Annotated in this window: 19 protein-coding genes; 18 read left to right on the top strand and 1 reads right to left on the bottom strand. The window is 59.0% G+C overall.

Annotation, left to right across the window (positions count from 1 at the left end):
* Positions 1-11 precede the first annotated feature (11 nt).
* The 18 genes from mutL (at position 12) to ACETPC_RS19255 (ending at position 23,635) form a co-directional block, all read left to right on the top strand.
* Positions 12-1,967, top strand: a complete 1,956-nt coding sequence (gene mutL / locus ACETPC_RS19340) for a DNA mismatch repair endonuclease MutL (protein ID WP_380184112.1) — start codon at positions 12-14, stop codon at positions 1,965-1,967.
* Positions 1,960-2,910, top strand: coding sequence for a tRNA (adenosine(37)-N6)-dimethylallyltransferase MiaA (miaA, locus tag ACETPC_RS19335; RefSeq protein ID WP_380184111.1), 951 nt, complete (start codon positions 1,960-1,962; stop codon positions 2,908-2,910). The genes mutL and miaA overlap by 8 nt, the downstream gene beginning before the upstream one ends.
* 84 nt (positions 2,911-2,994) lie before the next feature.
* Positions 2,995-3,306, top strand: coding sequence for an RNA chaperone Hfq (gene hfq / locus ACETPC_RS19330; protein ID WP_246760812.1), 312 nt, complete (start codon positions 2,995-2,997; stop codon positions 3,304-3,306).
* Between the two features lie 183 nt (positions 3,307-3,489).
* Positions 3,490-4,770 carry a ribosome rescue GTPase HflX gene (hflX, locus tag ACETPC_RS19325; protein ID WP_380184110.1) on the top strand — a complete coding sequence of 427 codons (1,281 nt, stop codon included), beginning with the start codon at positions 3,490-3,492 and terminating at the stop codon, positions 4,768-4,770.
* Between the two features lie 62 nt (positions 4,771-4,832).
* On the top strand, positions 4,833-6,068 hold the full coding sequence (hflK, locus tag ACETPC_RS19320; protein ID WP_380184109.1) for an FtsH protease activity modulator HflK: 1,236 nt from the start codon (positions 4,833-4,835) through the stop codon (positions 6,066-6,068).
* Between the two features lie 2 nt (positions 6,069-6,070).
* On the top strand, positions 6,071-7,075 hold the full coding sequence (gene hflC, locus ACETPC_RS19315; protein WP_380184108.1) for a protease modulator HflC: 1,005 nt from the start codon (positions 6,071-6,073) through the stop codon (positions 7,073-7,075).
* Between the two features lie 301 nt (positions 7,076-7,376).
* The gene (locus ACETPC_RS19310; protein WP_380184107.1) at positions 7,377-8,579 is read left to right on the top strand and encodes a glycosyltransferase family protein; all 1,203 of its coding nucleotides are present in this window, start codon (positions 7,377-7,379) and stop codon (positions 8,577-8,579) included.
* Positions 8,555-9,760 (top strand): glycosyltransferase, encoded by a 1,206-nt coding sequence (locus ACETPC_RS19305; RefSeq protein ID WP_380184106.1) that lies wholly within the window; start codon positions 8,555-8,557, stop codon positions 9,758-9,760. Before ACETPC_RS19310 ends, ACETPC_RS19305 begins: the two co-directional genes overlap by 25 nt.
* 30 nt (positions 9,761-9,790) lie before the next feature.
* Positions 9,791-10,948: a glycosyltransferase family 4 protein gene (locus ACETPC_RS19300; protein WP_380184105.1), complete on the top strand. Its 1,158-nt coding sequence runs from the start codon at positions 9,791-9,793 to the stop codon at positions 10,946-10,948.
* Positions 10,948-12,768: an ABC transporter ATP-binding protein gene (locus ACETPC_RS19295; RefSeq protein WP_380184104.1), complete on the top strand. Its 1,821-nt coding sequence runs from the start codon at positions 10,948-10,950 to the stop codon at positions 12,766-12,768. Before ACETPC_RS19300 ends, ACETPC_RS19295 begins: the two co-directional genes overlap by 1 nt.
* Positions 12,755-15,040, top strand: a complete 2,286-nt coding sequence (locus ACETPC_RS19290) for a phosphotransferase (RefSeq protein WP_380184103.1) — start codon at positions 12,755-12,757, stop codon at positions 15,038-15,040. The genes ACETPC_RS19295 and ACETPC_RS19290 overlap by 14 nt, the downstream gene beginning before the upstream one ends.
* Positions 15,040-16,320, top strand: a complete 1,281-nt coding sequence (locus ACETPC_RS19285) for an alginate export family protein (RefSeq protein ID WP_380184102.1) — start codon at positions 15,040-15,042, stop codon at positions 16,318-16,320. Before ACETPC_RS19290 ends, ACETPC_RS19285 begins: the two co-directional genes overlap by 1 nt.
* Before the next feature lie 84 nt (positions 16,321-16,404).
* The gene (locus tag ACETPC_RS19280) at positions 16,405-16,605 is read left to right on the top strand and encodes a DUF2065 domain-containing protein (RefSeq protein WP_380184101.1); all 201 of its coding nucleotides are present in this window, start codon (positions 16,405-16,407) and stop codon (positions 16,603-16,605) included.
* 131 nt (positions 16,606-16,736) lie between these two features.
* Entirely contained in the window at positions 16,737-18,035 is a 1,299-nt protein-coding gene (locus ACETPC_RS19275; RefSeq protein WP_380184100.1) for an adenylosuccinate synthase, read from the top strand.
* 185 nt (positions 18,036-18,220) lie between these two features.
* Positions 18,221-18,664 carry a nitric oxide-sensing transcriptional repressor NsrR gene (nsrR, locus tag ACETPC_RS19270; RefSeq protein WP_380184099.1) on the top strand — a complete coding sequence of 148 codons (444 nt, stop codon included), beginning with the start codon at positions 18,221-18,223 and terminating at the stop codon, positions 18,662-18,664.
* 19 nt (positions 18,665-18,683) lie between these two features.
* Complete coding sequence (gene rnr, locus ACETPC_RS19265; protein ID WP_380184098.1) at positions 18,684-21,134, top strand: ribonuclease R; 2,451 nt, start codon at positions 18,684-18,686, stop codon at positions 21,132-21,134.
* A 58-nt stretch (positions 21,135-21,192) separates the two neighbouring features.
* Positions 21,193-21,927, top strand: coding sequence for a 23S rRNA (guanosine(2251)-2'-O)-methyltransferase RlmB (rlmB, locus tag ACETPC_RS19260; RefSeq protein ID WP_380184097.1), 735 nt, complete (start codon positions 21,193-21,195; stop codon positions 21,925-21,927).
* A 100-nt stretch (positions 21,928-22,027) separates the two neighbouring features.
* Complete coding sequence (locus ACETPC_RS19255; protein WP_380184096.1) at positions 22,028-23,635, top strand: isovaleryl-CoA dehydrogenase; 1,608 nt, start codon at positions 22,028-22,030, stop codon at positions 23,633-23,635.
* Here ACETPC_RS19255 and bsmA read toward each other — a convergent pair.
* Positions 23,609-23,932, bottom strand: coding sequence for a biofilm peroxide resistance protein BsmA (bsmA, locus tag ACETPC_RS19250; RefSeq protein WP_380184095.1), 324 nt, complete (start codon positions 23,930-23,932; stop codon positions 23,609-23,611). The genes ACETPC_RS19255 and bsmA overlap by 27 nt on opposite strands.
* Between the last annotated feature and the right edge of the window lie 37 nt (positions 23,933-23,969).

The raw sequence follows: 23,969 nt of genomic DNA, 5'->3' as shown, positions 1-23,969 counted from the left end.
AAGGATTCTCTATGCCGATTCAGGTACTGCCACCACAGCTTGCCAACCAGATCGCAGCAGGTGAAGTTGTGGAGCGTCCGGCGTCGGTAGTGAAGGAACTGGTAGAAAACAGCCTGGACGCTGGCGCGACAAGAATAGATATAGAAATAGACAAAGGCGGCGCCAAACTGATCCGCATCCGCGATAACGGCTGCGGTATCAACAAGGCCGAGCTGGCAATGGCGCTGGCCCGCCACGCTACCAGTAAGATCACTACGCTTGACGATCTGGAAGCTATTATGACCATGGGGTTTCGTGGCGAAGCGCTGGCCAGTATCAGCTCGGTTTCGCGCCTGACCTTAACCTCGCGTACGGCGGATCAGGCGGAAGCCTGGCAGGCCTATGCGGAAGGCCGCGATATGGACGTCACTATTAAGCCTGCGGCGCATCCGGTTGGCACCACGCTGGAGGTGCTGGACCTTTTCTATAACACGCCAGCCCGCCGCAAGTTTATGCGTACGGAAAAGACCGAATTCACCCATATCGACGAGGTGATCCGCCGCATCGCGCTGGCAAGGTTTGACGTGGCCTTTTCGCTGACTCATAACGGCAAGCTGATTCGCCAGTATCGCGGCGTCAGCGACAGCAAGCAGCGCGAGCGGCGGCTGGGCGCTATCTGCGGTACCGCTTTCCTCAGTCACGCGCTGGCGATTGAGTGGCAGCACGGCGACCTCGCTTTACAGGGCTGGGTGGCGGATCCGGCTGGCGCGCGTGCCGTTACCGATCTGCAATATTGCTATGTCAACGGCCGCATGATGCGCGACCGCCTGATCAACCATGCTATTCGACAGGCCTATCAGGATAAGCTGGGCGATCACCAGCCAGCCTATGTGCTTTACCTGACCATCGACCCGCATCAGGTAGACGTCAACGTACATCCTGCTAAACACGAAGTGCGTTTTCATCAGTCTCGCCTGGTGCACGACTTTATTTATCAGGGCGTGATTAGCGTGCTGCAAGAAGCCGGTGCGGAATCGCTGCCGGGTATGGCCGCAGAGGAGCCGGGCGAGCGCTGGCAGCCGGAAAACCGTCAGGCGGCTGGCGGTAATCATTTTTCCGCGCCTGCGCAGGCTGGAAGCGCCGGAGAAAGGGAAAGCGGCGGCAGAGAAAGCCAGAGCAGTTACAGCGGCAGCAGGGAAAGCCAGAGTGGTTACGGCAGTAGAGAAAGCGGCAGCCGGGAAAACCGTGGCGGCCACGGCGGCGGAGCAGCGGCAAGCTGGCAGCACCAGACGCCGGGCTATCAGAAGAAAGAAGGCGCACTCTATCGCCAGCTATTGCAAACGCCCGATCTGCCTGCCGCGCAGAAAGAAGAAAAGCCACAAGCTTCCGATAGAAGCGTACATGAGGAGCACGGGCCCGTGCTCAGTGGCCACAGCGAAAGCTTTGGCCGCGTGCTGACCGTGCTGCACAACGAATTTGCGCTGCTGGAAGCGGGCGAGCGTCTGGCATTGATTTCGCTGCCCGTGGCGGAGCGCTGGTTAAAACAGGCGCAGCTAACGCCTGGCGAAGAAGCCCTGAAGCCGCAGCCGCTGCTGATCCCGGTCAGGATAAAAATGGCGAAGCCAGAGCGTGAAGCGACCAGCCGCTATGCGGCTTTATTAAAGCAAATGGGCGTAGAGCTGGAGGCGGAAGGGCAGCACGTGACGCTGCGCGCCGTACCTTTACCATTGCGCCAACAAAATTTACAAATCTTGATTCCTGAACTGTTAGGCTATCTTGCCCAACAGCCGGAGGTTTCCGTTACGCAGGCGGCGCAATGGTTAGCGCGCCATACCGTAACCGAGCGTCCGCACTGGAATCACTCACAGGCGATCGCGCTGCTGGCGGAGGTCGAAAGACTTTGTCCGCAGCTGATTAAAGCGCCGCCTTCCGGACTCTTACAGTATATTGATACTGAACTGGCGATGAATGCCCTGAAGCATGAGTGACTTATCCACGGCTGGCCGGCCTAAGGCAATTTTTTTGATGGGGCCTACGGCCTCCGGCAAGACGGCGCTGGCGATAGCCCTGCGCCAGCAGCTACCGGTAGAGCTGATTAGCGTTGATTCCGCCCTGATTTATCGCGGTATGGATATCGGCACCGCCAAGCCCTCAGCAGAGGAACGGCGGCTCGCGCCCCACCGTTTGCTGGACATTCGCGATCCGGCAGAGACCTACTCGGCGGCGGAGTTCCGCCGCGACGCGCTGGCGGAAATGGCGGAAATAAGCCAAAGCGGGCGCATTCCGCTGCTTGTTGGTGGCACCATGCTCTATTACAAGGCGCTGCTGGAAGGATTATCGCCGCTGCCCCCGGCCGATTCTGCAGTGCGCCAGCGTATAGAGCAAAGAGCAAGTGAAGAAGGCTGGGAAGCGCTTCACCGTGAATTATGTGAAATAGATCCCGTTGCAGGGAATCGTATTCATCCGAATGATCCCCAGAGACTCTCGCGAGCACTGGAAGTTTTTTTTATTTCAGGTAAAACTTTAACAGAACTGACGAAAACGGCGGGCGAAGCCTTACCCTATGATGTGGCGCAGTTTGCGATTGCACCTAAAAGTCGGGAACTAATTCATCAGCGCATCGCTCTACGTTTTCAGCAAATGCTGGCGTCAGGATTTGAAGCGGAGGCTCGGGCGCTTTTCGCACGAGGTGATTTGCATACGGATATGCCTTCCATTCGTTGTGTCGGTTATCGCCAGATGTGGTCATATCTGCAGGGCGAGACAGATTATGATGAAATGGTTTATCGGGGAATTTGCGCGACACGGCAGCTGGCCAAGCGCCAGATAACCTGGCTACGCGGCTGGCAGGGCGTTCACTGGCTGGATAGCGAACAGCCTGAGGCGGCACTGGCAGAAGTGTTACAGGTTCTTAGTGCGAAGGCCGGGTGATTGTGTACAATTGGTGCGTTATCGTGCGCAAATTTTACGTAGTATTTTGAGTAGTAAACAACAAGCATATAAGGAAAAGATAGAATGGCTAAGGGGCAATCATTGCAAGATCCGTTCTTGAACGCACTGCGTCGCGAACGTGTTCCGGTTTCGATTTATTTGGTGAATGGCATTAAACTACAGGGTCAGATTGAATCTTTTGACCAGTTTGTAATTTTATTGAAAAACACGGTTAGCCAGATGGTGTATAAGCACGCTATCTCTACCGTTGTTCCGTCCCGTCCGGTCTCCCATCACAGCAACAACGCGGGTGGCGGAAGCAGCAACTATCATCACGGTGGCAGTAATCAGGGGGCTTCATCGCAGCCTCAGCAGGAAAGTGACGACGCAGAGTAATCACTCTTCTTTCAGGACGGGCCAGCCCGCCCGTCCTGGCAATGACATGCCGACCCGCGCTTATCACTAAGCCGAAGCGGGCGGCGCGCCCTTATCTTTGGCGCAAATGTGCATTTCGCACCTGATTCCAGGCAGTATGGCCATCGTAAAGCAGGTTCAACAAGGTACTGAGAGGTTTTAAGTTTGTTTGACCGTTATGATGCCGGTGAGCAGGCCGTACTGGTACACATCTATTTCTCCCAGGACAGAGATATGGAAGATTTACAGGAGTTCGAAACTCTTGTCTCTTCCGCTGGTGTCGAAGCATTACGCGTAGTGACCGGCAGCCGCAAGGCGCCACATCCGAAATATTTTGTCGGCGAAGGTAAAGCCACAGAGATAGCCGAGGCGGTTAAAGCCAGCGGCGCGTCCGTGGTGCTGTTCGATCACGCCCTGAGCCCGGCCCAGGAGCGTAATCTGGAGGCACTGTGCCAATGCCGCGTTATCGACCGCACCGGCCTGATCCTGGATATCTTCGCCCAGCGCGCGCGTACTCATGAAGGTAAGCTGCAGGTAGAACTGGCCCAGTTGCGCCACCTCGCCACGCGCCTCGTACGCGGCTGGACTCACCTTGAGCGCCAGAAAGGCGGCATTGGTTTGCGCGGCCCAGGGGAAACCCAGCTGGAAACTGACCGTCGTCTGCTGCGCAACCGCATTACCCTTATCCTTTCCCGGCTCGGAAGAGTAGAAAAGCAGCGTGAGCAGGGCAGACAGGCGCGTAATAAAGCCGATGTTCCTACACTGTCGCTGGTTGGCTATACCAACGCCGGGAAATCGACTCTGTTCAACCGCATTACTTCTGCCGAGGTCTACGTGGCGAACCAGCTGTTCGCTACTTTGGATCCCACGCTGCGTCGGCTGGACGTAGCAGACGTAGGCGAAGTGGTGCTGGCGGATACGGTAGGCTTTATCCGCCATCTGCCACACGATCTGGTGGCGGCGTTTAAAGCAACGCTGCAGGAAACCCGTCAGGCCGCGCTGCTGCTGCATGTCATCGATGCCGCCGACCTGCGGGTCGATGAAAATATCGAGGCCGTCGAGGAAGTGCTGGAAGAGATCGAAGCAAACGATATTCCGGTACTCCAGGTAATGAACAAGATAGATGCGCTGGAGGATTTTACGCCGCGCATCGATCGCAACGAAGAAAATCTGCCCGTGCGCGTCTGGCTTTCCGCGCAAACGGGCGAAGGCATTCCGCTGCTTTTCCAGGCGCTGACCGAGCGTCTGGCAGGCGAAATCGCCCAGTACGATTTGCGTTTGCCGCCGGAAGCGGGGCGCTTGCGCAGCCGTTTTTATCAGCTGCAGGCGATAGAAAAAGAGTGGAACGAAGATGACGGCAGCGTAGGTTTACATGTGCGCATGCCTGTGGTCGACTGGCGCCGCCTGTGCAAGCAGGAACCGGAGCTGGCGGAGTACATTGTTTGACGCCCGACTCGCGTATCCCGGCTCTGGGATAACACCGCATACACATTTAATGGAGCAGAAACATGGCGTGGAATCAGCCCGGAAATAACGGACAGGACCGCGACCCGTGGGGGAGCAGCAATAATCAAGGCGGCAACTCCGGGGGAAACAAAGGAGGGCGCGATAAAGGGCCTCCTGATTTGGATGATATTTTCCGCAAGCTGAGCAAGAAGCTTGGCGGTTTCGGCGGTGGTAAAAACGATGGCGGCCAGCAGGCGCCGGGACGCAGCGGCCGCGTAATCGGCATTGTCGCGGCTGCCGCCGTGGTTATCTGGGCGGGCAGCGGCTTCTATACCATTAAAGAAGCGGAGCGCGGCGTAGTGACACGCTTCGGCAAATTCGATCGCCAGGTGGAGCCGGGCCTTAACTGGAAACCGACCTTTATCGATCGCGTACGCGCCGTCAACATCGAGGCGGTACGCGAACTGGCCGCTTCCGGCACTATGCTGACCTCTGACGAAAACGTGGTGCGCGTAGAGATGAACGTGCAGTACCGCGTGACGAATCCGGAACGTTATCTGTTCGCAGTAACCAACGCGGATGACAGCCTGAGACAGGCTACGGATAGCGCGCTACGCGGCGTGATTGGCCGTTCGACTATGGATCGTATCCTGACCGAAGGCCGTACCGTGGTGCGTAGCGAAACCCAGCGCGAGCTGGAAGAAACTATTCGCCCGTACGATATGGGCATCACGCTGCTGGACGTTAACTTCCAGGCGGCCCGTCCGCCGGAAGAGGTAAAAGCCTCGTTTGACGATGCCATTGCCGCCCGTGAAAACCGCGAGCAGTACGTGCGTGAGGCGGAAGCCTATGCCAACGAAGTCCAGCCCCGGGCTAACGGTCAGGCACAGCGCATCCTGGAAGAGGCCCGCGCTTATAAAACCCGTACGGTGCTGGAGGCACAGGGTGAAGTGGCTCGTTTCGCCAAGCTGCTGCCGGAATATAAAGCCGCGCCGGAAATTACCCGCGAGCGTCTTTATATCGAAACTATGGAACGCGTACTTAGCCATACCCGCAAGGTGCTGGTTAACGACAAGGGCAATAACCTGATGGTGCTGCCGCTGGATCAGCTGATGCGCGGCCAGAGCGCTACGCCAGCGTCCGGCCAGGACAGCAGCGCCAACCTGCTGCGTTTGCCGCCAGCTTCGGGTAGCAATGAACGCGCGAGCAACAGCGCGCCGTTCAGCCCGGAGAGCATTATGGATCAGCGCCGGGTAAACGCTCAGCGTAACGACACCCAGCGCGAAGGGAGAGATTAAGGATGCGTAAGCCGTTAATCATTATAGTTATTGTGGTGCTGGTCGCGCTCTATGCCTCGCTGTTTGTAGTACAGGAAGGCGAGCGCGGCATCGTTATGCGCTTTGGCAAGGTACTGCGCGATGATGAAAACAAACCGCTGGTCTATGCGCCAGGCCTGCACTTCAAGATCCCATTCCTGGAGTCGGTGAAGTCGCTGGACGCGCGCCTGCAGACCATGGATAACCAGGCCGATCGCTTCGTCACCAAAGAGAAGAAAGATCTGATCGTGGATTCCTACATCAAATGGCGCATCAGCGACTTCAGCCGCTACTACCTGGCAACGGGCGGCGGCGATGTGCAGCAGGCAGAAGTGCTGCTGAAGCGTAAGTTCAGCGACCGTTTGCGCTCTGAGATAGGCCGCCTGGACGTGAAGGATATCGTAACGGATTCTCGTGGTCGTCTGACTACCGACGTGCGCGATGCCCTGAACACCGGCAGCGCGGGCCAGGATGACGAGATCGCCACGCCAGCGGCAGATGACGCTATCGCTTCTGCTGCCGCGCGGGTTGAACGTGAAACCAGCAGCAAAGAGCCTGCGGTAAACCCGAACAGCATGGCGGCGCTGGGCATTCAGGTTGTGGATGTGCGTATCAAGCAGATCAACCTGCCGACGGAAGTTTCCGATGCCATCTACAACCGCATGCGCGCCGAGCGTGAAGCGGTTGCCCGTAGCCAGCGCTCGCAGGGCCAGGAAGAGGCGGAGAAACTGCGTGCGGCGGCGGACTACGAAGTAACCCGCACGCTGGCAGAGGCGCAGCGTACCGCGCTAATGACGCGAGGCGAAGGCGATGCAGAAGCAGCGAAGCTGTTTGCCGATGCCTTTAGCCAGGACCCGGATTTCTATGCCTTTATCCGCAGCCTGCGCGCCTACGACAGCAGCTTTAACAGCAGTCAGGACGTGATGGTGCTAAGCCCGGACAGCGACTTCTTCCGCTTTATGCAATCGCCTTCCAAAGCCACGCGCTAACGGAAAAACAGCTATCAGGCCGGGAAATAATTCCCGGCCTTTTTTTTTGCCCGCGAAAGCGTAATGTTTTTGTTACGACTTTATTAAGTAATGCTCGGGCAAAAATGTGAATATTCCGTTTTTTCCCGCTGGTCGTTGACCTTGAGTTTAGCTTTGTGTAGCTTTTTTCCTTTAATTAATCGCATTAAACATTAATTAAAACGCACCAGAAATCGGGCCGTTATTAACCGCCCGTCGGCTTAATGGATAAACAGGCCGATGGACTTTTGACATGAAGTTGCGTCAGTCACAGGAAAATGGAATGGACTCTTCCAGAAAACCCCGCTGTGTCTTTTATTCTCATGACACCATGGGCTTCGGGCATATTCGCCGCAATATGCTGCTCTGTCAGGCGGTCACCGCTGCCTGTCCTGAAGCCGAAATCCTGCTTATTTCCGGCGTGCGCGAGGCCGGAGTCTTTACGCTGCCGCCCGGCGCGGACAGTTTGATCCTGCCTTCCTGGCACAAAACTCCGGAAGGCAAATACCAGCCCCGCGCCTTAGGGAAAAAAATCAAACCGCTGGTATGGCTACGCGCGCAAATTATCTATGCGGCCATCAACGCTTTTTCGCCGGATTTAATGGTGGTGGACAACGTGCCGCGCGGCGCCATGCGCGAGCTGGATCTCAGCCTGCCGCTGCTCGCCGCGAAAAAAACGCATCTGGTGCTGGGCCTGCGCGATATCCTGGACGATCCTGAAGCGGTTAAGCAGCAGTGGCATAAGCAGGAAAACAGCGCCGCGCTCAGGGAGTTTTATTCCGACATTTGGGTCTACGGCGACAGACGGCTCTACGATCTACGCAAGGAATATAATCTCGAAGCGGCGATAAAAAACAAGGTAACGTTTACCGGCTATCTGGATGCGGCGCGTCGTATCAGCCATCCCGACGAGGCTGCCCTCGTCCCCGCACAGCCTTATGCACTCTGCGTGGTAGGCGGCGGCCAGGATGGATTTCGCCTGGCGGAAGCTTTTGTGAAAGCCGCGCTACCGGCTGGCCTGCGCGGGCTGCTGGTCACCGGCTCGATGATGCCGGAGGCGCAGCGTCAGCAGCTTAAGCAACTTGCCGTTGCCTTCCCTGAAAAAAACGTGCTGGAATTCGTCGCGGAACCGCTGACGCTGCTGCGGCATGCCAGCTGCGTCGTTGCCATGGGCGGCTACAACACCCTGATGGAAATTTTAGCCTGCAATAAGCCCGCGCTGATAGTGCCGCGCGTCGAGCCTCGCGAGGAGCAGTGGATCAGAGCGGCCAGGCTGGCCGAACTGGGGCTGACGGACGTGCTGCATCCCGCCAGCCTGACGCCAGAGCGGCTCAGCGGCTGGCTGGCGCAGCCGCACCGTTTTATTGATCCGCGCGAAAAACTCAGCTTCAACGGCCTGGAGCAGGTCGCCGTCAGCGTAAGGCAGATTTTCAACAGAGCAGCCGCCAGGGAGAGCGCCTCATGCCGTCAGAATCACCGCGCGTAGGCTATGTGCTGAAGCGCTATCCGCGCTTTTCAGAGACCTTTATCGTCAATGAAATCCTGGCTCACGAGCGCGCGGGTCTTTGCCTCGCTATTTTTGCGCTCGGCCCGGTCATGGAGGCCTACTTTCAGCCGGATATCGGCACGGTAAAAGCGCCGGTTACGCGCCTGCCGGAGAAACAGCGCAGCGCTGAGCATTTTTGGGCAGTTGTTAAAAAGGGCATGGCAGCGCTGCCTGATTATGCCAGGCGGCTGGAGGAAGAGCAGGGACACAGCGTCCACGATCTCGCGCAGGGAACAGAAATCGCGCTGGCCGTCAGGGAGCTCGGGCTGCGGCACCTGCATGCGCATTTCGCCACCCAGGCGGCTACGGTCGCGCGGCTTGCCGCAAAATTTAGCGGCATCAGCTGGACTTTTACCGCGCACGCCAAGGATATCTACTATCGCTATGAAACCGATATCCAACTGCCCCGCAAGCTACAGGATGCCAGCCACGCGATCACCGTGTCCGATTATAACCTCGCCTGGCTGTGTGAACATTACGGCGGCGACAGACAAAAAGTCAGCAGGCTCTATAACGGCCTGGATCTACGGCAGTTTCCGTGGCTTTCCCCCTTTAAGCGTCCGGCGAAGATTCTGGCGGTAGGGCGGCTGGTGGCGAAAAAAGGATTTCGGGTACTGATTGAGGCGCTGGCGCATCTGCAGGCCAGAAATATCCCGTTTCACTGTGAGCTGGTCGGCGATGGCCCCGAACGGGAGGCGCTTCAGGCCGCTGTTGTCGCTGCAGGGCTGCAGGCCAGGGTAAGTTTTTCCGGGCTGCTGCCGCGTCAGGAGGTAGCGACGATGATCCAGCAGAGCGCCATGCTGGTCGCACCCTGCGTTATCAGCGAGGATGGCGACCGCGACGGCCTGCCGACGATTCTGGTCGAGGCGATGGCGCTGGGTACGCCGGTGATCTCTACGCGGGTGGCGGGGATCCCCGAGCTGGTGGTAGATGAGCAGACCGGTTTGTGCGTCGCCGCGAACAGCGTTGGCGAACTGGCGGCGGCGATGGCGAAGCTGCTGGACAGCGCGGATCTGCGGGAAAAGCTGGCGCGCCAGGCGCGCAAGCTGATCGTCCGCGATTATGACGTCGATCTCAACACCCTGAAAATGAGAGAAATATTTAACGCCGGGCAAAAATGAGCTTTGCCTCTGGAAAAAGGATTTTCATCTATGCGTATTGCCTTTATCTGTGCCGACAGCGGCATCCCTGTTTTTGGCAGCAAAGGCGCTGCCGTGCATGTTCAGGAGGTGCTACGTGCGCTGCTGAGACAGGGCGCGGAAATCGTGCTGTTTGCCCGCCGCATCGAAAAGCCGCCTGAAGATCTTCAGCCGATCAAACTGGTGGCGCTCGATCCGCTGCCGTCAGGAGACGCGGTGGCCCGAGCGGAGGCAGCGCTGGCGGCCAACGCGCAGCTGGAGCAGGCGCTGCGGGCGGAAGAGCCGTTTGATTTGGTTTATGAGCGCTATTCGCTGTGGAGCTTTGCTGGTCTGGCGTACGCGCACCGGCAGGGCTGGCCTGCGGTGCTGGAAGTCAACGCGCCGCTGATCGAAGAGCAAAAGCGCTATCGCGAGCTGGCGGCGGAAGAAAAAGCCGAAGCGGTGTTGCGCAGCCTGCTCGCCAGCGCCACGGCCGTTATTGCGGTGTCGCCAGGCGTAAAAAAGTGGCTAACCACCTTTGCACCAGCCTCGGCGAAGCGCATCCACGTTGTGGCTAACGGCGTCGACCCACAGCGTTTTGCACCTCGGCTCATGGCAAACCGTGTAGATAATGCTTTGACCATTGGCTTTGTTGGTTCGCTGAAGCCCTGGCACGGCGTAGAAAACCTGCTGGAGGCGTTCGCGCTACTGCAGGCGCAGCGGCCAGAGAGCTGGCTGCTGATAGTAGGCGACGGCCCGGAGCGCGAACGGCTTCAGGCATTGACCCAACGTCGGGCAATCGGCAACGTCGTTTTTACCGGCGCCGTCGCTCCGGCGGCGGTGCCAGAGTGGCTGGGCAAAATGGATATCGCCGTCGCGCCCTATCCGCAGCTGGCGGACTTCTACTTCTCACCGCTGAAAATCTACGAATATATGGCCGCGCAGCTGCCGGTTGTGACCACGCGCGTCGGCCATCTTGCTGAGGTGGTAAACGACAAAGTGACAGGGATGCTGGTCGAGCCGGAAGATCCTGCAGCGTTGTGCGCTTGCCTGCTGCAGCTGGCGGACAACCCGCTGCTGCGCCAGCGGCTGGGCGAAGCCGGTCGCCGTTTTGTCGAGCAGCACCATAGCTGGGATGGGGTAGCTAAAGAGATCCTGCGGATAGCTTTTTCGTCAGGGAGCGTGCCGTAATGCGACTGCACTGGCTGCGGGTTGTTTCCCGCTTTTCTCCCTGGCTGCGGCAACAGCGCATTCTAATCGCCCGATCGCTGATCCTGCTGCTGTTAGCGACAGGCACAAGGCTGCTGGAGCCGTGGCCGCTGGCGTTTATTATTGACGATCTGCTGGCGCAGCATACCTCGCCGGTGGAAGGCAAGCTGGATGCGCTGGTCGCGCAGTTCAACGTAGAAAATCTGCTGCTAATTTGTGCGGGCAGCGTCATTTTGATCGCCGCCGTAAAAGCCGGGCTGAGCTATTTAAGCACCATCGGCCTGGCGATCGCCGGCAGCCGCATTATCAGTAGGGTGCGGCTGGCGCTGTTCGGCCACCTGCTAAGCCTGTCGCTGAATTTCCACCAGCAGGCGAAAACCGGCGATCTCACCACGCGACTGATTAACGATATCGGCATGCTGCGCGAGGCGATAGTCACAGCAATGGTGCCGATGCTGGCCAATATCCTGATCCTGACCGGCATGTTCAGCATGATGCTTTACATCAACTGGAAGCTGACACTGCTGTCGCTGCTACTGATGCCGTTGCTGCTGTTCAGCACCCGCCGGGCCAGCGCGAAAGTACACAAAGTCAGCCGCGACCAGCGCAAACGCGAAGGCGCACTGGCGGCTAACGCCGCCGAATTCTTTGGCGCGATCGGCGTGGTGCAGGCGCTATCGCTGGAGCCGGTCGCGGCAAAAGTTTTTGCCGCCGACGACGGCAAAAGCCTGCAGCAGAACGTCAGATCGCGTCGTCTGCTGGCTGGTCTGGAACGCAAGGTCGATCTCCTCATCGCCCTCGCCACTGCCGCCGTGCTCTATTATGGCGCCAGCGAGGTACTAAAAAACCGTATGTCGCCCGGCGATCTGCTGATTTTCGTCTCCTATTTAAAAAATTCTTTCCGGCCGGTGCGCGAGTACGCCAAATACGCCGGACGTCTCTCGAAAGCGCTGGCCGCTGGCGAACGCATTACCGATCTGATGGATGTGCAGCCGACTATTACCGATCGGCCCGGCGCGCGTCAGCCAGAACATATCCGTGGCGAAATCTGCTGTGAAAATCTCTGTTTCAGCTATCCACGGGCAGATGCGCACGGCGCGCTGCGGCACGTCAGCTTTCATCTTGGCGCGGGCGAGTCGCTGGCCGTTGTCGGCCCGTCCGGCGCGGGAAAATCTACGCTACTCAGCCTGCTGCTGCGGCTGTACGATCCCCAGGCCGGTCGTATCCTGCTGGACGGAAAAGATCTGCGGCAATGTACGGTTCAAAGCGTGCGGCAACACATCAGCTATGTTCCCCAGGAGAGTTTGCTGTTTGGCCTGAGCGTTCGTGAAAACATCGCCATCGCAGCGCTGAGGGAGGTTAGCGATGAGCAGGTACAAGCCGCGGCGAAGCTGGCAAGAGCGCATGATTTTATTATGCAGCTGCCGCAGGGCTACGACACCGTGCTCAGCGAAAGAGGCGGATCGCTTTCCGGCGGCCAGCGCCAGCGTATCGCTGTAGCGCGCGCCGCTATCAGGCAAAGTCCGGTGCTGCTGCTGGACGAGCCGGGCAGCGGCCTTGATAGCGAAAGCGAACATCTGCTGATGGAAGCGCTGTTTCAGCTAATGGCCGAACGCACCACGATTATGGTTACGCACAATCTTTCGCTTGCTGCGCGGGCGCAGCGGATCCTTTTAATCGAAGATGGCGAAATCGTGGAACAGGGAACTCACGCGCTGCTGCTGGCAAGCCGGGGACGCTACGCCGAGCTGTGGGCCTTACAGCAGCGCAACAACAGGGAAGTATTACATGTTACAGGATAAAAATGCGGCGCTGACAATCAGAGACCCCGATCTGCCGGGACTGGCAGCGCTGCTGGATGCGGATCTTCTGGCAAAGCAACTACGAACGATGCCGCCTTTTGCCGGGCTGCGTGCGTTGACCATCGACTATATACGCTATAAACCTGCCACCAGCTGCGTTGCCACGCTGATCCTGGAGCTGGCCGAGGGGCAGCGCTATTTGGCGGCCAAAGCGCTGACGCTGGCACGTTTTGAAGTCTCCTGGCGACACCCTAAACGGCAAAAGCTGGTGATCGAACGCGATCCCCATGCCCCGCTGGCGATCCCGGAACTGGGGATCATCCTGAGCTACCCACAGCACGATCGTGCGCTGCCCGGCCTCTCTTTGCTGAAAGCCTCACCGGAACGGGATGCACAGCTGCGCGGCTGGCTACCGGAGATAAAAGCAGATGCGCCCCTTGAGCTGAAAATTTTACGCTATAAGCCGGAGCGCAGGCTGCTGGCGCTACTGAGCGGCGGCGGCAAAGCTTACGCCACGCTACGTTTCGCCAGCGCGGAACGCTTTGGGGCAATGCTGACCGGGAACCGGCTGGGGCACGCCACCGGCGAGATAGAACTATTGGCGATGCTTCCTGAGCAGCAACTGCTGATTACCCGCTGGATCGAAGGCGAATCGTTGTGTCCGGAGCAGGGCTGCAGCCTGCCGGAGCAGGCCGTCTTTGAGCTGGGTTGCAGGCTGGCTGGCGTACACGCCCTGTCGATTCCCTTGCCGGAAGCGAACAGGCAAAACGGCTTTGACGAGGCACGCCAGGTACTGAACACGCTGCGCGCTGTTGCGCCCGGGCAGGTAGAGCCATTCAGTTTGCTGCTGGCGCGGCTGGAAAAAAAACTTACCAACCGAGTATCCCGGCTGGTGCCGATCCACGGCGATTTCACTATCGATCAGGTGGTCCGGCGTGATGCATGCGGGCGGCTGCGGCTAATCGACTGGGACAGGGCCAGAGCGGGCGAGGCGGCCAGCGATTTAGCCACTTTCCAGGCCAGGCTTGAGCTTCAGGCAATTGAGCGCACGCTGACGCCTGTGCAGGTTGGCCGCGTGGTAGCGCTGCTGCAGGCGGGCTATCAGCGGCAGCGCGGCGAGCTTCCCGCTTTGCTGGCCAGCCACGCGGCGCTGGCGCTGCTGCGGCTGGCCGTCGAGCCATTCCGCAAGCGTGCGCCTGAATGGCTATGGCAGATTACCGCGCTGCTGCAACGGGCCGATGAACTGATAGCGGAAGACGAAAAGCCGCCGCCAGAGGCTGAGCCAGCGGCGGCCTTGTCCGCGCTTCTGAGCAAAGAGCAAATGGCGGCGCCTTTGCGGCAGGCGCTGGGGCTGCCAGCTTCGGCGACGCTGCTGGAAACGGCCAGGCTTGCCTGCAAGCCTGGGCGCCGCGCGGTGCTGGCGTATCGTTGGCAGCTGGCGTCTGGCGAGCTGAACGTTATCGGCAAATATCGGCATAAGGGATTCGAAGCGCATGGTTTTGTCGTGCAGCAGGCACTATGGCGCGACGGCTTTAGCCACGAGAGCGACATTGTGGTGCCGGAGCCGCTGGCCGTCCTGAAGCCGTACAAGCTCTGGCTACAGCACAAGGCGGCCGGAAAGCGGGTGACCGATGTGCTTTCTCCCGGCAGCGAGCGGCTGGCGGAGATCGGCGAGCTGGTTGGCAAGGCGCTGGGCAGCATCCAGCACAGCACGGCGGCGCAGAACGCGGTAGCGGGCAAAAGCTGGACCATCACCCACGAGCTGGCAATGCTGCAGCAGAAGCTGGAGCAGTCTGCGGCGGCCAGGCCTGCATGGGCGGTAAGAATAGCCGAGGTCAGCCGGGCCTGCGAACAGCTGGCGCAGACTTTGATCGCAGGCACCAGCCTGTTCCTTCACCGCGATTTTTATCCCGCCCAGCTGCTGATAACGGAAGACCGGCCAGGACGGCTTACTCTACTGGACTTCGATCTGGCCGCCTGCGGGCCGGCAGCGCTGGATGCGGGCAACTACGTAGCCCATCTGCGCGAGCAGGCGCTGCGCGACTATGGCGATCCTGGGGCGCTGGTGGCGCATGAAGACGCTTTTGTCGCCGCATGGCTGGCGACTGCGGACGAGGGCGATATCGCCAATCTGGGTATCTTCACCACATTGGCGTTGGCGCGCCATATCGCTATCAGCCTGCAGTTTCCCGACCGTTACCGCATCACGGAAGCACTGATAACCCTGTGCGAGGCGAGGCTAAAACGTTTTATTGTCCGGGAGGTGCGCTGATGAAGCTATGCAGTGCGCTTGCCTTGCTGGTGCTGCTGGCCGCGAATTCCCGGGCAGAGCCAGCGCCCGTCGCAGAGCCTGAGCCGCCGGTCACTTTTCATCTGCGGGCTATTTATGAGGCGAAGGAGCTGAAAAACAGCAAGCTCAGGTATGGCGAAGACCGCAGCAATAAAATTGAAACCGAGCCTACGCTGCGGCTGAACATCCGGGGCTATAAAGACCAGCCGGTCTCTTTTTTCGGCGAGCTGGAGTTTATCCGTAAAGAAAAGCGCCAGACGGGAAGCGCCGCCGCTATTACAGAGACGCTGAACTTTAACCAGCTCTGGCTGCGCTTCGACGAGTCGCTGCTGCCGGATACCGATCTGCGGCTCGGGCGCTGGCTGCTACGCGACGAAAGGGAATGGCTAATAGACGAAAACGTCGATGGCGTTTACGCCCGTTTTGGCGATGAGTTGAAAACGGAGGTGGGCGCGGGCCGCATCAATTACTGGCAGCGCAACCTGTTAGACAGCCATACGCGCGGCGATAAAACCAATCTGGTGACCCTGTTTTCGCGTTATAAAATGGACGAGCAGTGGCGGATAGGCGGCTATGCTTTCTGGCAATACAACCGGGCAAAGAACAGCGAGCGCCAGCTCAATTTTGGGCTGCGCTCTTACTCGCCGCCGCGGCAGGCTTTCAGCCACTGGCTGGATATCGGCACGGTGCGCGGGCATAAAGACCAGCAGGCGCTGCGGGGCTACGCGCTGGACGGCGGCGTCATTACTACCTTTGAACAGGTGCCGCTGCGGCCAAGGCTGCTGCTGGGCTATGCCTGGGGCAGCGGCGATGACAATAATGGCAAAGTCTCCCGACGCTATCGGCAAACCGGATTACAGGGCAACGAAGCCTGGACCGGCGGCCTGAGCAAGTACAAAATTTATGGCGATACGCTGGATCCTGAACTCAGCAATATCCATATCCTGACCGCCGGCGCGGGCGTCACTTTTGACGATCGCTTCTCGCTGGACGTTATTGGTCACTACTATCGCCAGCACCATCTGGCCAGGCTGGTGAAAAACAGCACGGAACTGGATGCGAAATACGATCGCCTGACCACGAAGAAACTGGGCTCAGCGCTGGATATCGTCGCGGGCTGGCGGATAAACTCGCAGTTCAGGCTGGAGGCCAGCGCCGCCTGGTTTGCGCCTTCCTCGCGTTTTTACAACGGCACCAAAAGCCGCAGTCCGCGCGCAGGCAGTGCCAGCTCGTGGTGGCTGAAGGCCGAAGCGCGTTTCTGAGAGGCACAACAATTCTTTTCATTTCCCGCTTCAACCGGCAAAAAGCCGTGGCATACTACGGCTCTTTTTCCCGGATCGTCACTTATGAATGCAACTGTTTGGCTGGCACTGGCGTTAGTGCTGATTTTAGAAGGAATTGGCCCGATGCTGCTGCCGCGCATCTGGCGGCGCTTTATCCTTACTCTGGCACAGATCCCCGACCGGCTGCTGCGTCGTTTCGGCGGCGGGCTGGTGGTGGCTGGGCTGGTGATTTGGTATATGGTCAGCGCTCACGGCGGCGGCTGACGGCGCAAAAAAGCCTCCGCCGGGCCGCAACGGCACGGCGGGAAAAAAAGTACGCAAACGTGTGCTAAAAGGGCTGAAAGACGTGTTTTACGGTGGTAGAATCCATTTTTAAGCAATCGGTGATTTTAGAAATGGGTAAGAACGTCGTCGTACTGGGCACCCAATGGGGTGACGAAGGTAAAGGAAAGATTGTTGACCTGCTGACCGAACGTGCGAAATACGTGGTTCGCTATCAGGGTGGTCATAACGCTGGCCACACGCTGGTCATCAACGGTGAAAAAACCGTCCTCCATTTAATTCCCTCTGGTATTCTGCGTGAAAACGTCACCAGCATCATCGGCAACGGTGTGGTGCTTTCGCCGGCCGCGCTGATGAAAGAGATGAAGGGTCTGGAAGATCGCGGCTTTCCGGTACGCGACCGCCTGTTTATTTCCGAAGCCTGCCCGCTGATCCTTGAATACCACGTCGCGCTGGACGTAGCGCGCGAAAAAGCGCGCGGCGCAAAAGCGATCGGCACCACCGGTCGCGGCATTGGCCCGGCCTATGAAGATAAAGTCGCCCGCCGTGGTCTGCGCGTTGGCGATCTTTTCAATAAAGAGACGTTCGCCGCCAAGCTGAAAGAAGTCATGGATTACCATAACTTCCAGCTGGTGAACTTCTACAAAGAAGAAGCGGTCGACTACGACAAAGTGCTGAACGATATCATGGCCATTGCCGATATCCTGACCGGCATGGTGGTGGACGTTTCCGAACTGCTGGACGGCGCGCGTAAAAAAGGCGAGCTGATCATGTTCGAAGGCGCGCAGGGCACGCTGCTGGATATCGACCACGGTACTTACCCGTACGTCACTTCCTCTAACACTACCGCAGGCGGCGTAGCTACCGGCTCCGGCATCGGCCCACGCTACGTGGATTATGTGCTGGGCATCGTCAAAGCTTATTCCACCCGCGTTGGCGCAGGCCCGTTCCCGACTGAACTGTTTGACGAAACCGGCGAGTTCCTGTGCAAGCAGGGTAACGAGTTCGGCGCGACCACCGGCCGTCGCCGTCGTACCGGCTGGCTGGATGCGGTTGCGGTGCGCCGCGCGGTGCAGATCAACTCCCTGTCTGGCTTCTGCATGACCAAACTGGACGTGCTGGACGGCCTGAAAGAAGTGAAAATCTGCGTCGCCTACCGCATGCCGGACGGCCGCGAAGTGACTACCACGCCGCTGGCTGCAGAAGGCTGGGAAGGCATTGAGCCAATCTACGAAACCCTGCCGGGCTGGAGCGAAACCACCTTCGGCGTGAAAACGCTGGATGGCCTGCCGCAGGCGGCGCGCGACTATATCAAGCGCGTAGAAGAAGTCACCGGCGTACCGGTGGACATCATCTCTACCGGCCCTGACCGTAGCGAAACGATGATCCTGCGTGACCCATTTGACGCCTAAGATGTTATCCTGGCCGGGCATTGCCCGGCCTGATTCCCTCTCCCGCCGTTTTGTCCCGCCTTCTCTTTATCAGCGCTTACTGAAATAAAATGGCCTCGAACGCGATGGCTGGTTTATCATCATTGACAACACACTCATTTTTGAGCGGATAGCGGCGCTGTTGGCGCTGTGCCGTTGAGGTAACCGTGCAGCTAACAAGTTTCACTGATTATGGCTTACGCGCGCTGATTTTTATGGCCGCTCTGCCCACGGGCAGAATGACCAGCATTACGGAAGTCACCGAGACTTACGGCGTATCGCGTAATCATATGGTCAAAATTATCAATCAGCTAAGTCGGGCCGGCTACATTGCCGCAGTGCGCGGCAAGAATGGCGGCATCCGGCTGGGAAAACCGGCCGATGAGATTGTAATAGGCCAGGTTGTTCGCGATATGGAGCCGCTCCAGCTGGTGAACTGCCACAGTGACTTTTGCCACATAACGCCAGCCTGCCGTCTGAAAAGCGCGCTGCATCAGGCGGTGCAGAGTTTTCTCGCCGTGCTGGATGGCTATACGCTGGCCGATCTGGTTGCCGACAACCATCCGCTCTACCAATTGCTGCAGATTGAACAGCCTTCAGTCCGCAGCTGATGACAACGGAGGAACCGCTATGTCAAAAGACCCTTTTAAGGAACGGGAGGCTGAAAAATATGAGAACCCCATTCCCAGCCGCGAATTTATTCTTTCCCATTTAGATAAACGCGAAAAACCCGCCAGCCGTGAAGAGCTGGCGGCCGAACTTTCTATCTCCGGCGAAGAGCAGACCGAAGCGCTGCGTCGCCGCCTGCGCGCCATGGAGCGCGACGGCCAGCTGGTCTTCACCCGCCGCCAGTGCTATGCGCTGCCGGAGCGCCTGGATCTGCTGCGCGGCAAGGTTATCGGCCACCGCGACGGCTTTGGCTTTTTACGCATTGAAGGCAGCAAAGACGATCTTTACCTGTCTGCCGAGCAGATGAAAATGTGCATGCACGGCGACGTAATCCTGGCTCAGGCGATGGGCGCGGATCGTAAAGGCCGCCGCGAAGCGCGAGTAGTGCGCGTACTTGAGCCGCGCAACAACCAAATCGTTGGCCGCTACTTTACTGAAGCGGGCGTCGGCTTTGTGGTGCCGGACGATGGCCGCCTGAGCTTCGATATCCTGATCCCGCCGGAAGAGCTAATGAACGCTCGCATGGGCTACGTAGTGGTGGTAGAGCTGACGCAGCGCCCAACGCGCCGCAGCAAAGCCGTCGGCAAAGTAGTGGAAGTGCTGGGCGACAACATGGGCACCGGCATGGCCGTAGAAATGGCGCTGCGTACACACGATATTCCGCACGTTTGGCCGGAGGCGCTGGAGCGCCAAATCGCTAAACTGAAAGAAGAAGTGCCTGAAGAAGCCAAAATGGGCCGTGTGGATCTGCGCGATCTGCCGCTGGTGACCATTGATGGCGAAGACGCCCGCGACTTCGACGACGCCGTTTTCTGTGAAAGAAAGCGCGGCGGCGGCTGGCGTCTGTGGGTAGCGATTGCGGATGTCAGCTACTACGTGCGTCCGGGCACGCCGCTGGATGACGAAGCGGTCAATCGCGGCACCTCGGTTTACTTCCCTTCGCAGGTGGTGCCGATGCTGCCGGAAGTGCTTTCCAACGGCCTTTGCTCGCTGAACCCGCAGGTGGATCGCCTCTGCATGGTGTGCGAGATGACCATCTCCGCTACCGGCAAGCTTACCGGCTACAAGCATTATGAAGCGGTAATGAACTCCTGGGCGCGACTGACCTACAACAAGGTCTGGAGTATTCTGCAGGGCAACCAGGAGCTGCGCGAACAGTACCAGCCGCTGGTAAAAGATCTGGAAGAGCTGCACCGCATGTATCTGGTGCTGGATAAAGCACGCGAGCAGCGCGGCGGCATCTCTTTCGAAACCGAAGAAGCCAAGTTTATCTTTAACGCCGATCGCCGTATCGAACGCGTAGAGCAGGTGGCGCGCAACGACGCCCACAAGCTGATCGAAGAGTGCATGATCCTGGCAAACATCGCTTCGGCGCGCTTTGTGGAGAAAAACCACGAGCCGGCGCTGTTCCGCGACCACGATCGCCCAACCGAAGAGAGCATCAAGAGCTTCCGCTCGGTGCTGAACGAGCTGGGCCTGACGCTGGGCGGCGGCGCGAAACCGCACCCGCTGGATTATGCCGAGCTGCTGAACAAAATCTCCTCGCGTCCGGATGCAGAGATGCTGCAAACCATGCTGCTGCGCTCCATGAAGCAGGCGGTCTACGATCCAGAGAACCGTGGGCACTTCGGTCTGGCGCTGGCTTCCTATGCGCACTTTACCTCGCCGATCCGCCGCTATCCCGATCTGCTGCTGCACCGCGCCATCAAATATCTGCTGGCGAAAGAGAACAATACGCTACAGGGCAATACTACGCCGACTGGCGGCTACCACTATGAAATGCAGCAAATGCTGCAGTTCGGCCAGCACTGTTCCATGACCGAGCGCCGCGCGGACGAAGCAACCAGAGACGTTGCAGACTGGCTGAAGTGCGACTTTATGCACGATCACGTGGGTGAAAACTTCACCGGCGTTATCTCCAGCGTGACCGGCTTCGGCTTCTTTGTGCGCCTGAACGATCTGTTTATCGACGGTCTGGTACATGTCTCTACGTTGGATAACGACTACTACCGCTTTGATGCGGTCGGCCAGCGCCTGATTGGCGAGTCCGGCGGCAAAACCTATCGCCTGGGCGATACGGTAGAAGTGCGAGTGGAAGCGGTGCATATGGACGAGCGCAAAATCGACTTCGCTTTGATTTCCAGCTCGCGCAAACCGCGTGGCGAAGGCAAAACCGAACGCGACCGCGCGAAAAAACCGGCCGCGCAGCACAGCGGCAAGCGCCGCCGCGATCAGGGCAAGAAAGCGAACTTCGAGCCGGACAGCGCTTTCCGCAGCAACAAGGGCAAGCCTGCCGAAGCGACCGCGAAAAGCGAGAAAAAACCGCGCAAGCCGTCGGAAAAAACCCGTAAAATCGCTGCAGCGACCCGCTCCAAACGCGCGGCGAAAAAGAACGATGGCGCAACGTCCTAGGCGTATAACCTCGCCGCATCCCAGATGCGGCATGAAATGACCAGTTGAGTAACAGTGAATGAGTGAAATAGTTTTTGGACTCCACGCCGTGCAGGCGCTGCTCGACAGCGATCCGCAGCGCTTTCAGGAAGTCTTTATCCTTAAAGGCCGTGACGATCGTCGCCTGCAGCCGGTAGTAAAAGCGCTGGAAGCCCAGGGTATTGTGATCCAGGTCGCCAGCCGCCAGTGGCTGGACAGCCAGGTCGAAGGCGGCGTGCATCAGGGGATAGTGGCGCGCGTTAAGGCTGGCCGCCAGTATCAGGAGAACGACCTGCCGGATCTGCTGGAGAAGCTGGAAACGCCTTTCCTGCTGATCCTGGACGGCGTCACCGATCCACATAACCTGGGCGCCTGCCTGCGCAGCGCCGATGCTGCTGGCGTCCATGCGGTGATCGTGCCGAAAGACCGTTCTGCGCAGCTGAACGCGACGGCGAAAAAAGTGGCCTGCGGCGCGGCGGAACATGTGCCGCTGATCCGCGTCACTAACCTGGCGCGCACTATGCGTATGCTGCAGGAAGCCAACGTCTGGATCGTCGGCACGGCGGGCGAAGCTGACCATACGCTGTTCCAGAGCAAAATGACCGGCCCGATGGCGCTGGTGATGGGCGCGGAAGGCGAAGGCATGCGCCGCCTGACCCGTGAACACTGCGATGAGCTGATCAGCATCCCTATGGCGGGCACCGTTTCCTCGCTGAACGTGTCGGTCGCCACCGGCATCTGCCTGTTCGAGGCTGTACGCCAGCGCGCGAAATAATCTCTCCGGGGCGTGATCCGCGCCCCGAAATTCTCTTCTGCCTCTCGCCTCTCCGGCTCTGTTTCGCATACTGAGGGTGTGCTTAAAGAAGGAGGTCAGGATGGAAAGCACCCATAGCGTTTTCAATCAGCCCCGACCGCTGGCTAACAGCAACCTTTTTCTCTCCGACACGCCGCTGCGCGAAGCCGTGCTGCGCGAAGGCGCGGGCTGGGACAGCGATCTGCTGGCTTCGGTCGGGCAGCAGCTGGGCAGTGCCGAATCGCTGGAGCTGGGCAGGCTGGCCAATAGCTATCCGCCAGAGCTGCTGCGTTACGATCCGCGCGGCGAAAGGCTGGACGAGCTGCGCTTTCATCCCGCCTGGCATTTGCTGATGCAGGGATTGTGCAGCAATCGCGTGCACAATCTGCCGTGGCAGGAGAACGCGCCGCCAGCGGCTTTTGTCGCCCGCGCCGCCCGCTTTATGCTGCATGCCCAGGTGGAAGCGGGCACGCTTTGCCCCGTCACCATGACTTTTGGCGCCATTCCGCTGCTAAAAGCGCAGCTTCCCGCACCTTTTCGCGGCTGGCTGGCACCTTTGCTTTCCGATCGTTACGATCCGCATTCGCAGCCGGGCGAGCAAAAGCGGGGCCTGCTGATCGGCATGGGCATGACCGAAAAACAGGGCGGCACCGATGTGCTAAGCAATACCACGCGCGCTGAATTCGTTGGCGACGGTGAATACCACCTTACCGGCCATAAGTGGTTTTTCTCGGTGCCGCAAAGCGATGCGCATCTGGTGCTGGCGCAGGCTAAAGGCGGCCTTTCCTGCTTTTTCCTGCCGCGCCTGCTGCCGGACGGCAGCCGCAATGCGATACGGCTGGAAAGACTGAAGGAGAAGCTGGGCAACCGTTCCAACGCCAGCAGCGAGGCAGAGTTCTTCGCCGCCAGCGGCTGGCTGATTGGCGAAGAAGGTGAAGGCGTCAGGCAGATTTTAAAAATGGGCGGCTACACGCGTTTCGACTGTGCGCTGGCGAGCCACAGCATGATGCGGCGCGCCTTATCCATCGCGCTTTATCATGCCCATCAACGGCAGGTACAGGGCAAAAATTTGATCGATCAGCCGCTGATGCGCCAGCAGCTCTGCTCTCAGGCGCTGCTGCTGGAAGGGCAAACGGCGATGCTGATGCGTCTGGCGGGCGTCTGGTCAGCGGAAAGCGGCGAGGCGGGCAGGCTTTTCAGCAGATTATTTACGCCAGCAGCGAAGCACACGGTCTGCAAACGCGGTATCAGCTTTGTGGCGGAGGCGATGGAGGCGCTGGGTGGTATTGGCTACTGTGAAGAGAGCGAGCTGCCGAGGATCTATCGTGAAATGCCGGTCAACAGTATCTGGGAAGGCGCGGGCAACGTCATGTGCCTGGATGTGCTGCGCGTCCTGAGCAAGCAGCCAGCCGCCATTGAGCTGCTGGCTAAAGAGTTTGAGGCGGTAAAAGGGCAGAGCCGCTACTTTGACAGCGCCTGGCGACAGCTGAAGCTGCTGCTGCGCCATCCGCAGGAGGCGCAGGCGCGCGTGCTGTGTGAAAGCTTATTCAACCTGGCCTGCGGCGTGCAGGTCATGACTCAGCTGGAGCCTTGCCTCGCCGATGCCTGGTGCCGCCAGCTGCGCGGGCCTTCGCCGCTGCCGGAAAAAGTCTGCCAGCGTTTGCTACTGCGCGCTACCGGCGGAAGCTGATGGGCCATACAGGATCGCCGTGGAGTACCAGCGGCCTGGCATCACCGTTTCGCTGACCATCTGGATCAGATAAAACTTCGCGCCAGCCTCGTTGGCCTTCGCGGCGATAGCCCGTTCGGCATCATCCGGCGAACCGCGTACTGAGACGCTGACGGTACCGAGCCGCGTTAGCGTCATACTCTGCGCGCGGTTAATTTCCTGCGCCTGTGCTTTTACCGGCGGCGGCGCTTCCGGCCTGGTCTGAAACTGGCTACAGCCTGCAAGCAGCAGCAGGAAAAACAGGGATAACCTACGCATAGCAGCTCCTCCGGATGGACTGCCTCAAGTGTAAGCT

This window comes from Pantoea sp. sgz302252, from assembly GCF_042610525.1.
In the GTDB taxonomy this organism is placed as follows: domain Bacteria; phylum Pseudomonadota; class Gammaproteobacteria; order Enterobacterales; family Enterobacteriaceae; genus Erwinia.
Note: the sequence above shows the minus strand (reverse complement) of the source record. Positions and strands in the feature narration are given on the sequence as shown.

Coding starts and splice junctions, on each gene's coding strand:
- mutL (WP_380184112.1), top strand. CDS start 12: ATGCCGATTCAGGTACTGCCACCACAGCTTGCCAACCAGATCGCAGCA.
- miaA (WP_380184111.1), top strand. CDS start 1,960: ATGAGTGACTTATCCACGGCTGGCCGGCCTAAGGCAATTTTTTTGATG.
- hfq (WP_246760812.1), top strand. CDS start 2,995: ATGGCTAAGGGGCAATCATTGCAAGATCCGTTCTTGAACGCACTGCGT.
- hflK (WP_380184109.1), top strand. CDS start 4,833: ATGGCGTGGAATCAGCCCGGAAATAACGGACAGGACCGCGACCCGTGG.
- hflC (WP_380184108.1), top strand. CDS start 6,071: ATGCGTAAGCCGTTAATCATTATAGTTATTGTGGTGCTGGTCGCGCTC.
- ACETPC_RS19310 (WP_380184107.1), top strand. CDS start 7,377: ATGGACTCTTCCAGAAAACCCCGCTGTGTCTTTTATTCTCATGACACC.
- ACETPC_RS19305 (WP_380184106.1), top strand. CDS start 8,555: ATGCCGTCAGAATCACCGCGCGTAGGCTATGTGCTGAAGCGCTATCCG.
- ACETPC_RS19300 (WP_380184105.1), top strand. CDS start 9,791: ATGCGTATTGCCTTTATCTGTGCCGACAGCGGCATCCCTGTTTTTGGC.
- ACETPC_RS19295 (WP_380184104.1), top strand. CDS start 10,948: ATGCGACTGCACTGGCTGCGGGTTGTTTCCCGCTTTTCTCCCTGGCTG.
- ACETPC_RS19290 (WP_380184103.1), top strand. CDS start 12,755: ATGTTACAGGATAAAAATGCGGCGCTGACAATCAGAGACCCCGATCTG.
- ACETPC_RS19285 (WP_380184102.1), top strand. CDS start 15,040: ATGAAGCTATGCAGTGCGCTTGCCTTGCTGGTGCTGCTGGCCGCGAAT.
- ACETPC_RS19280 (WP_380184101.1), top strand. CDS start 16,405: ATGAATGCAACTGTTTGGCTGGCACTGGCGTTAGTGCTGATTTTAGAA.
- ACETPC_RS19275 (WP_380184100.1), top strand. CDS start 16,737: ATGGGTAAGAACGTCGTCGTACTGGGCACCCAATGGGGTGACGAAGGT.
- rnr (WP_380184098.1), top strand. CDS start 18,684: ATGTCAAAAGACCCTTTTAAGGAACGGGAGGCTGAAAAATATGAGAAC.
- rlmB (WP_380184097.1), top strand. CDS start 21,193: ATGAGTGAAATAGTTTTTGGACTCCACGCCGTGCAGGCGCTGCTCGAC.
- ACETPC_RS19255 (WP_380184096.1), top strand. CDS start 22,028: ATGGAAAGCACCCATAGCGTTTTCAATCAGCCCCGACCGCTGGCTAAC.
- bsmA (WP_380184095.1), bottom strand. CDS start 23,932: ATGCGTAGGTTATCCCTGTTTTTCCTGCTGCTGCTTGCAGGCTGTAGC.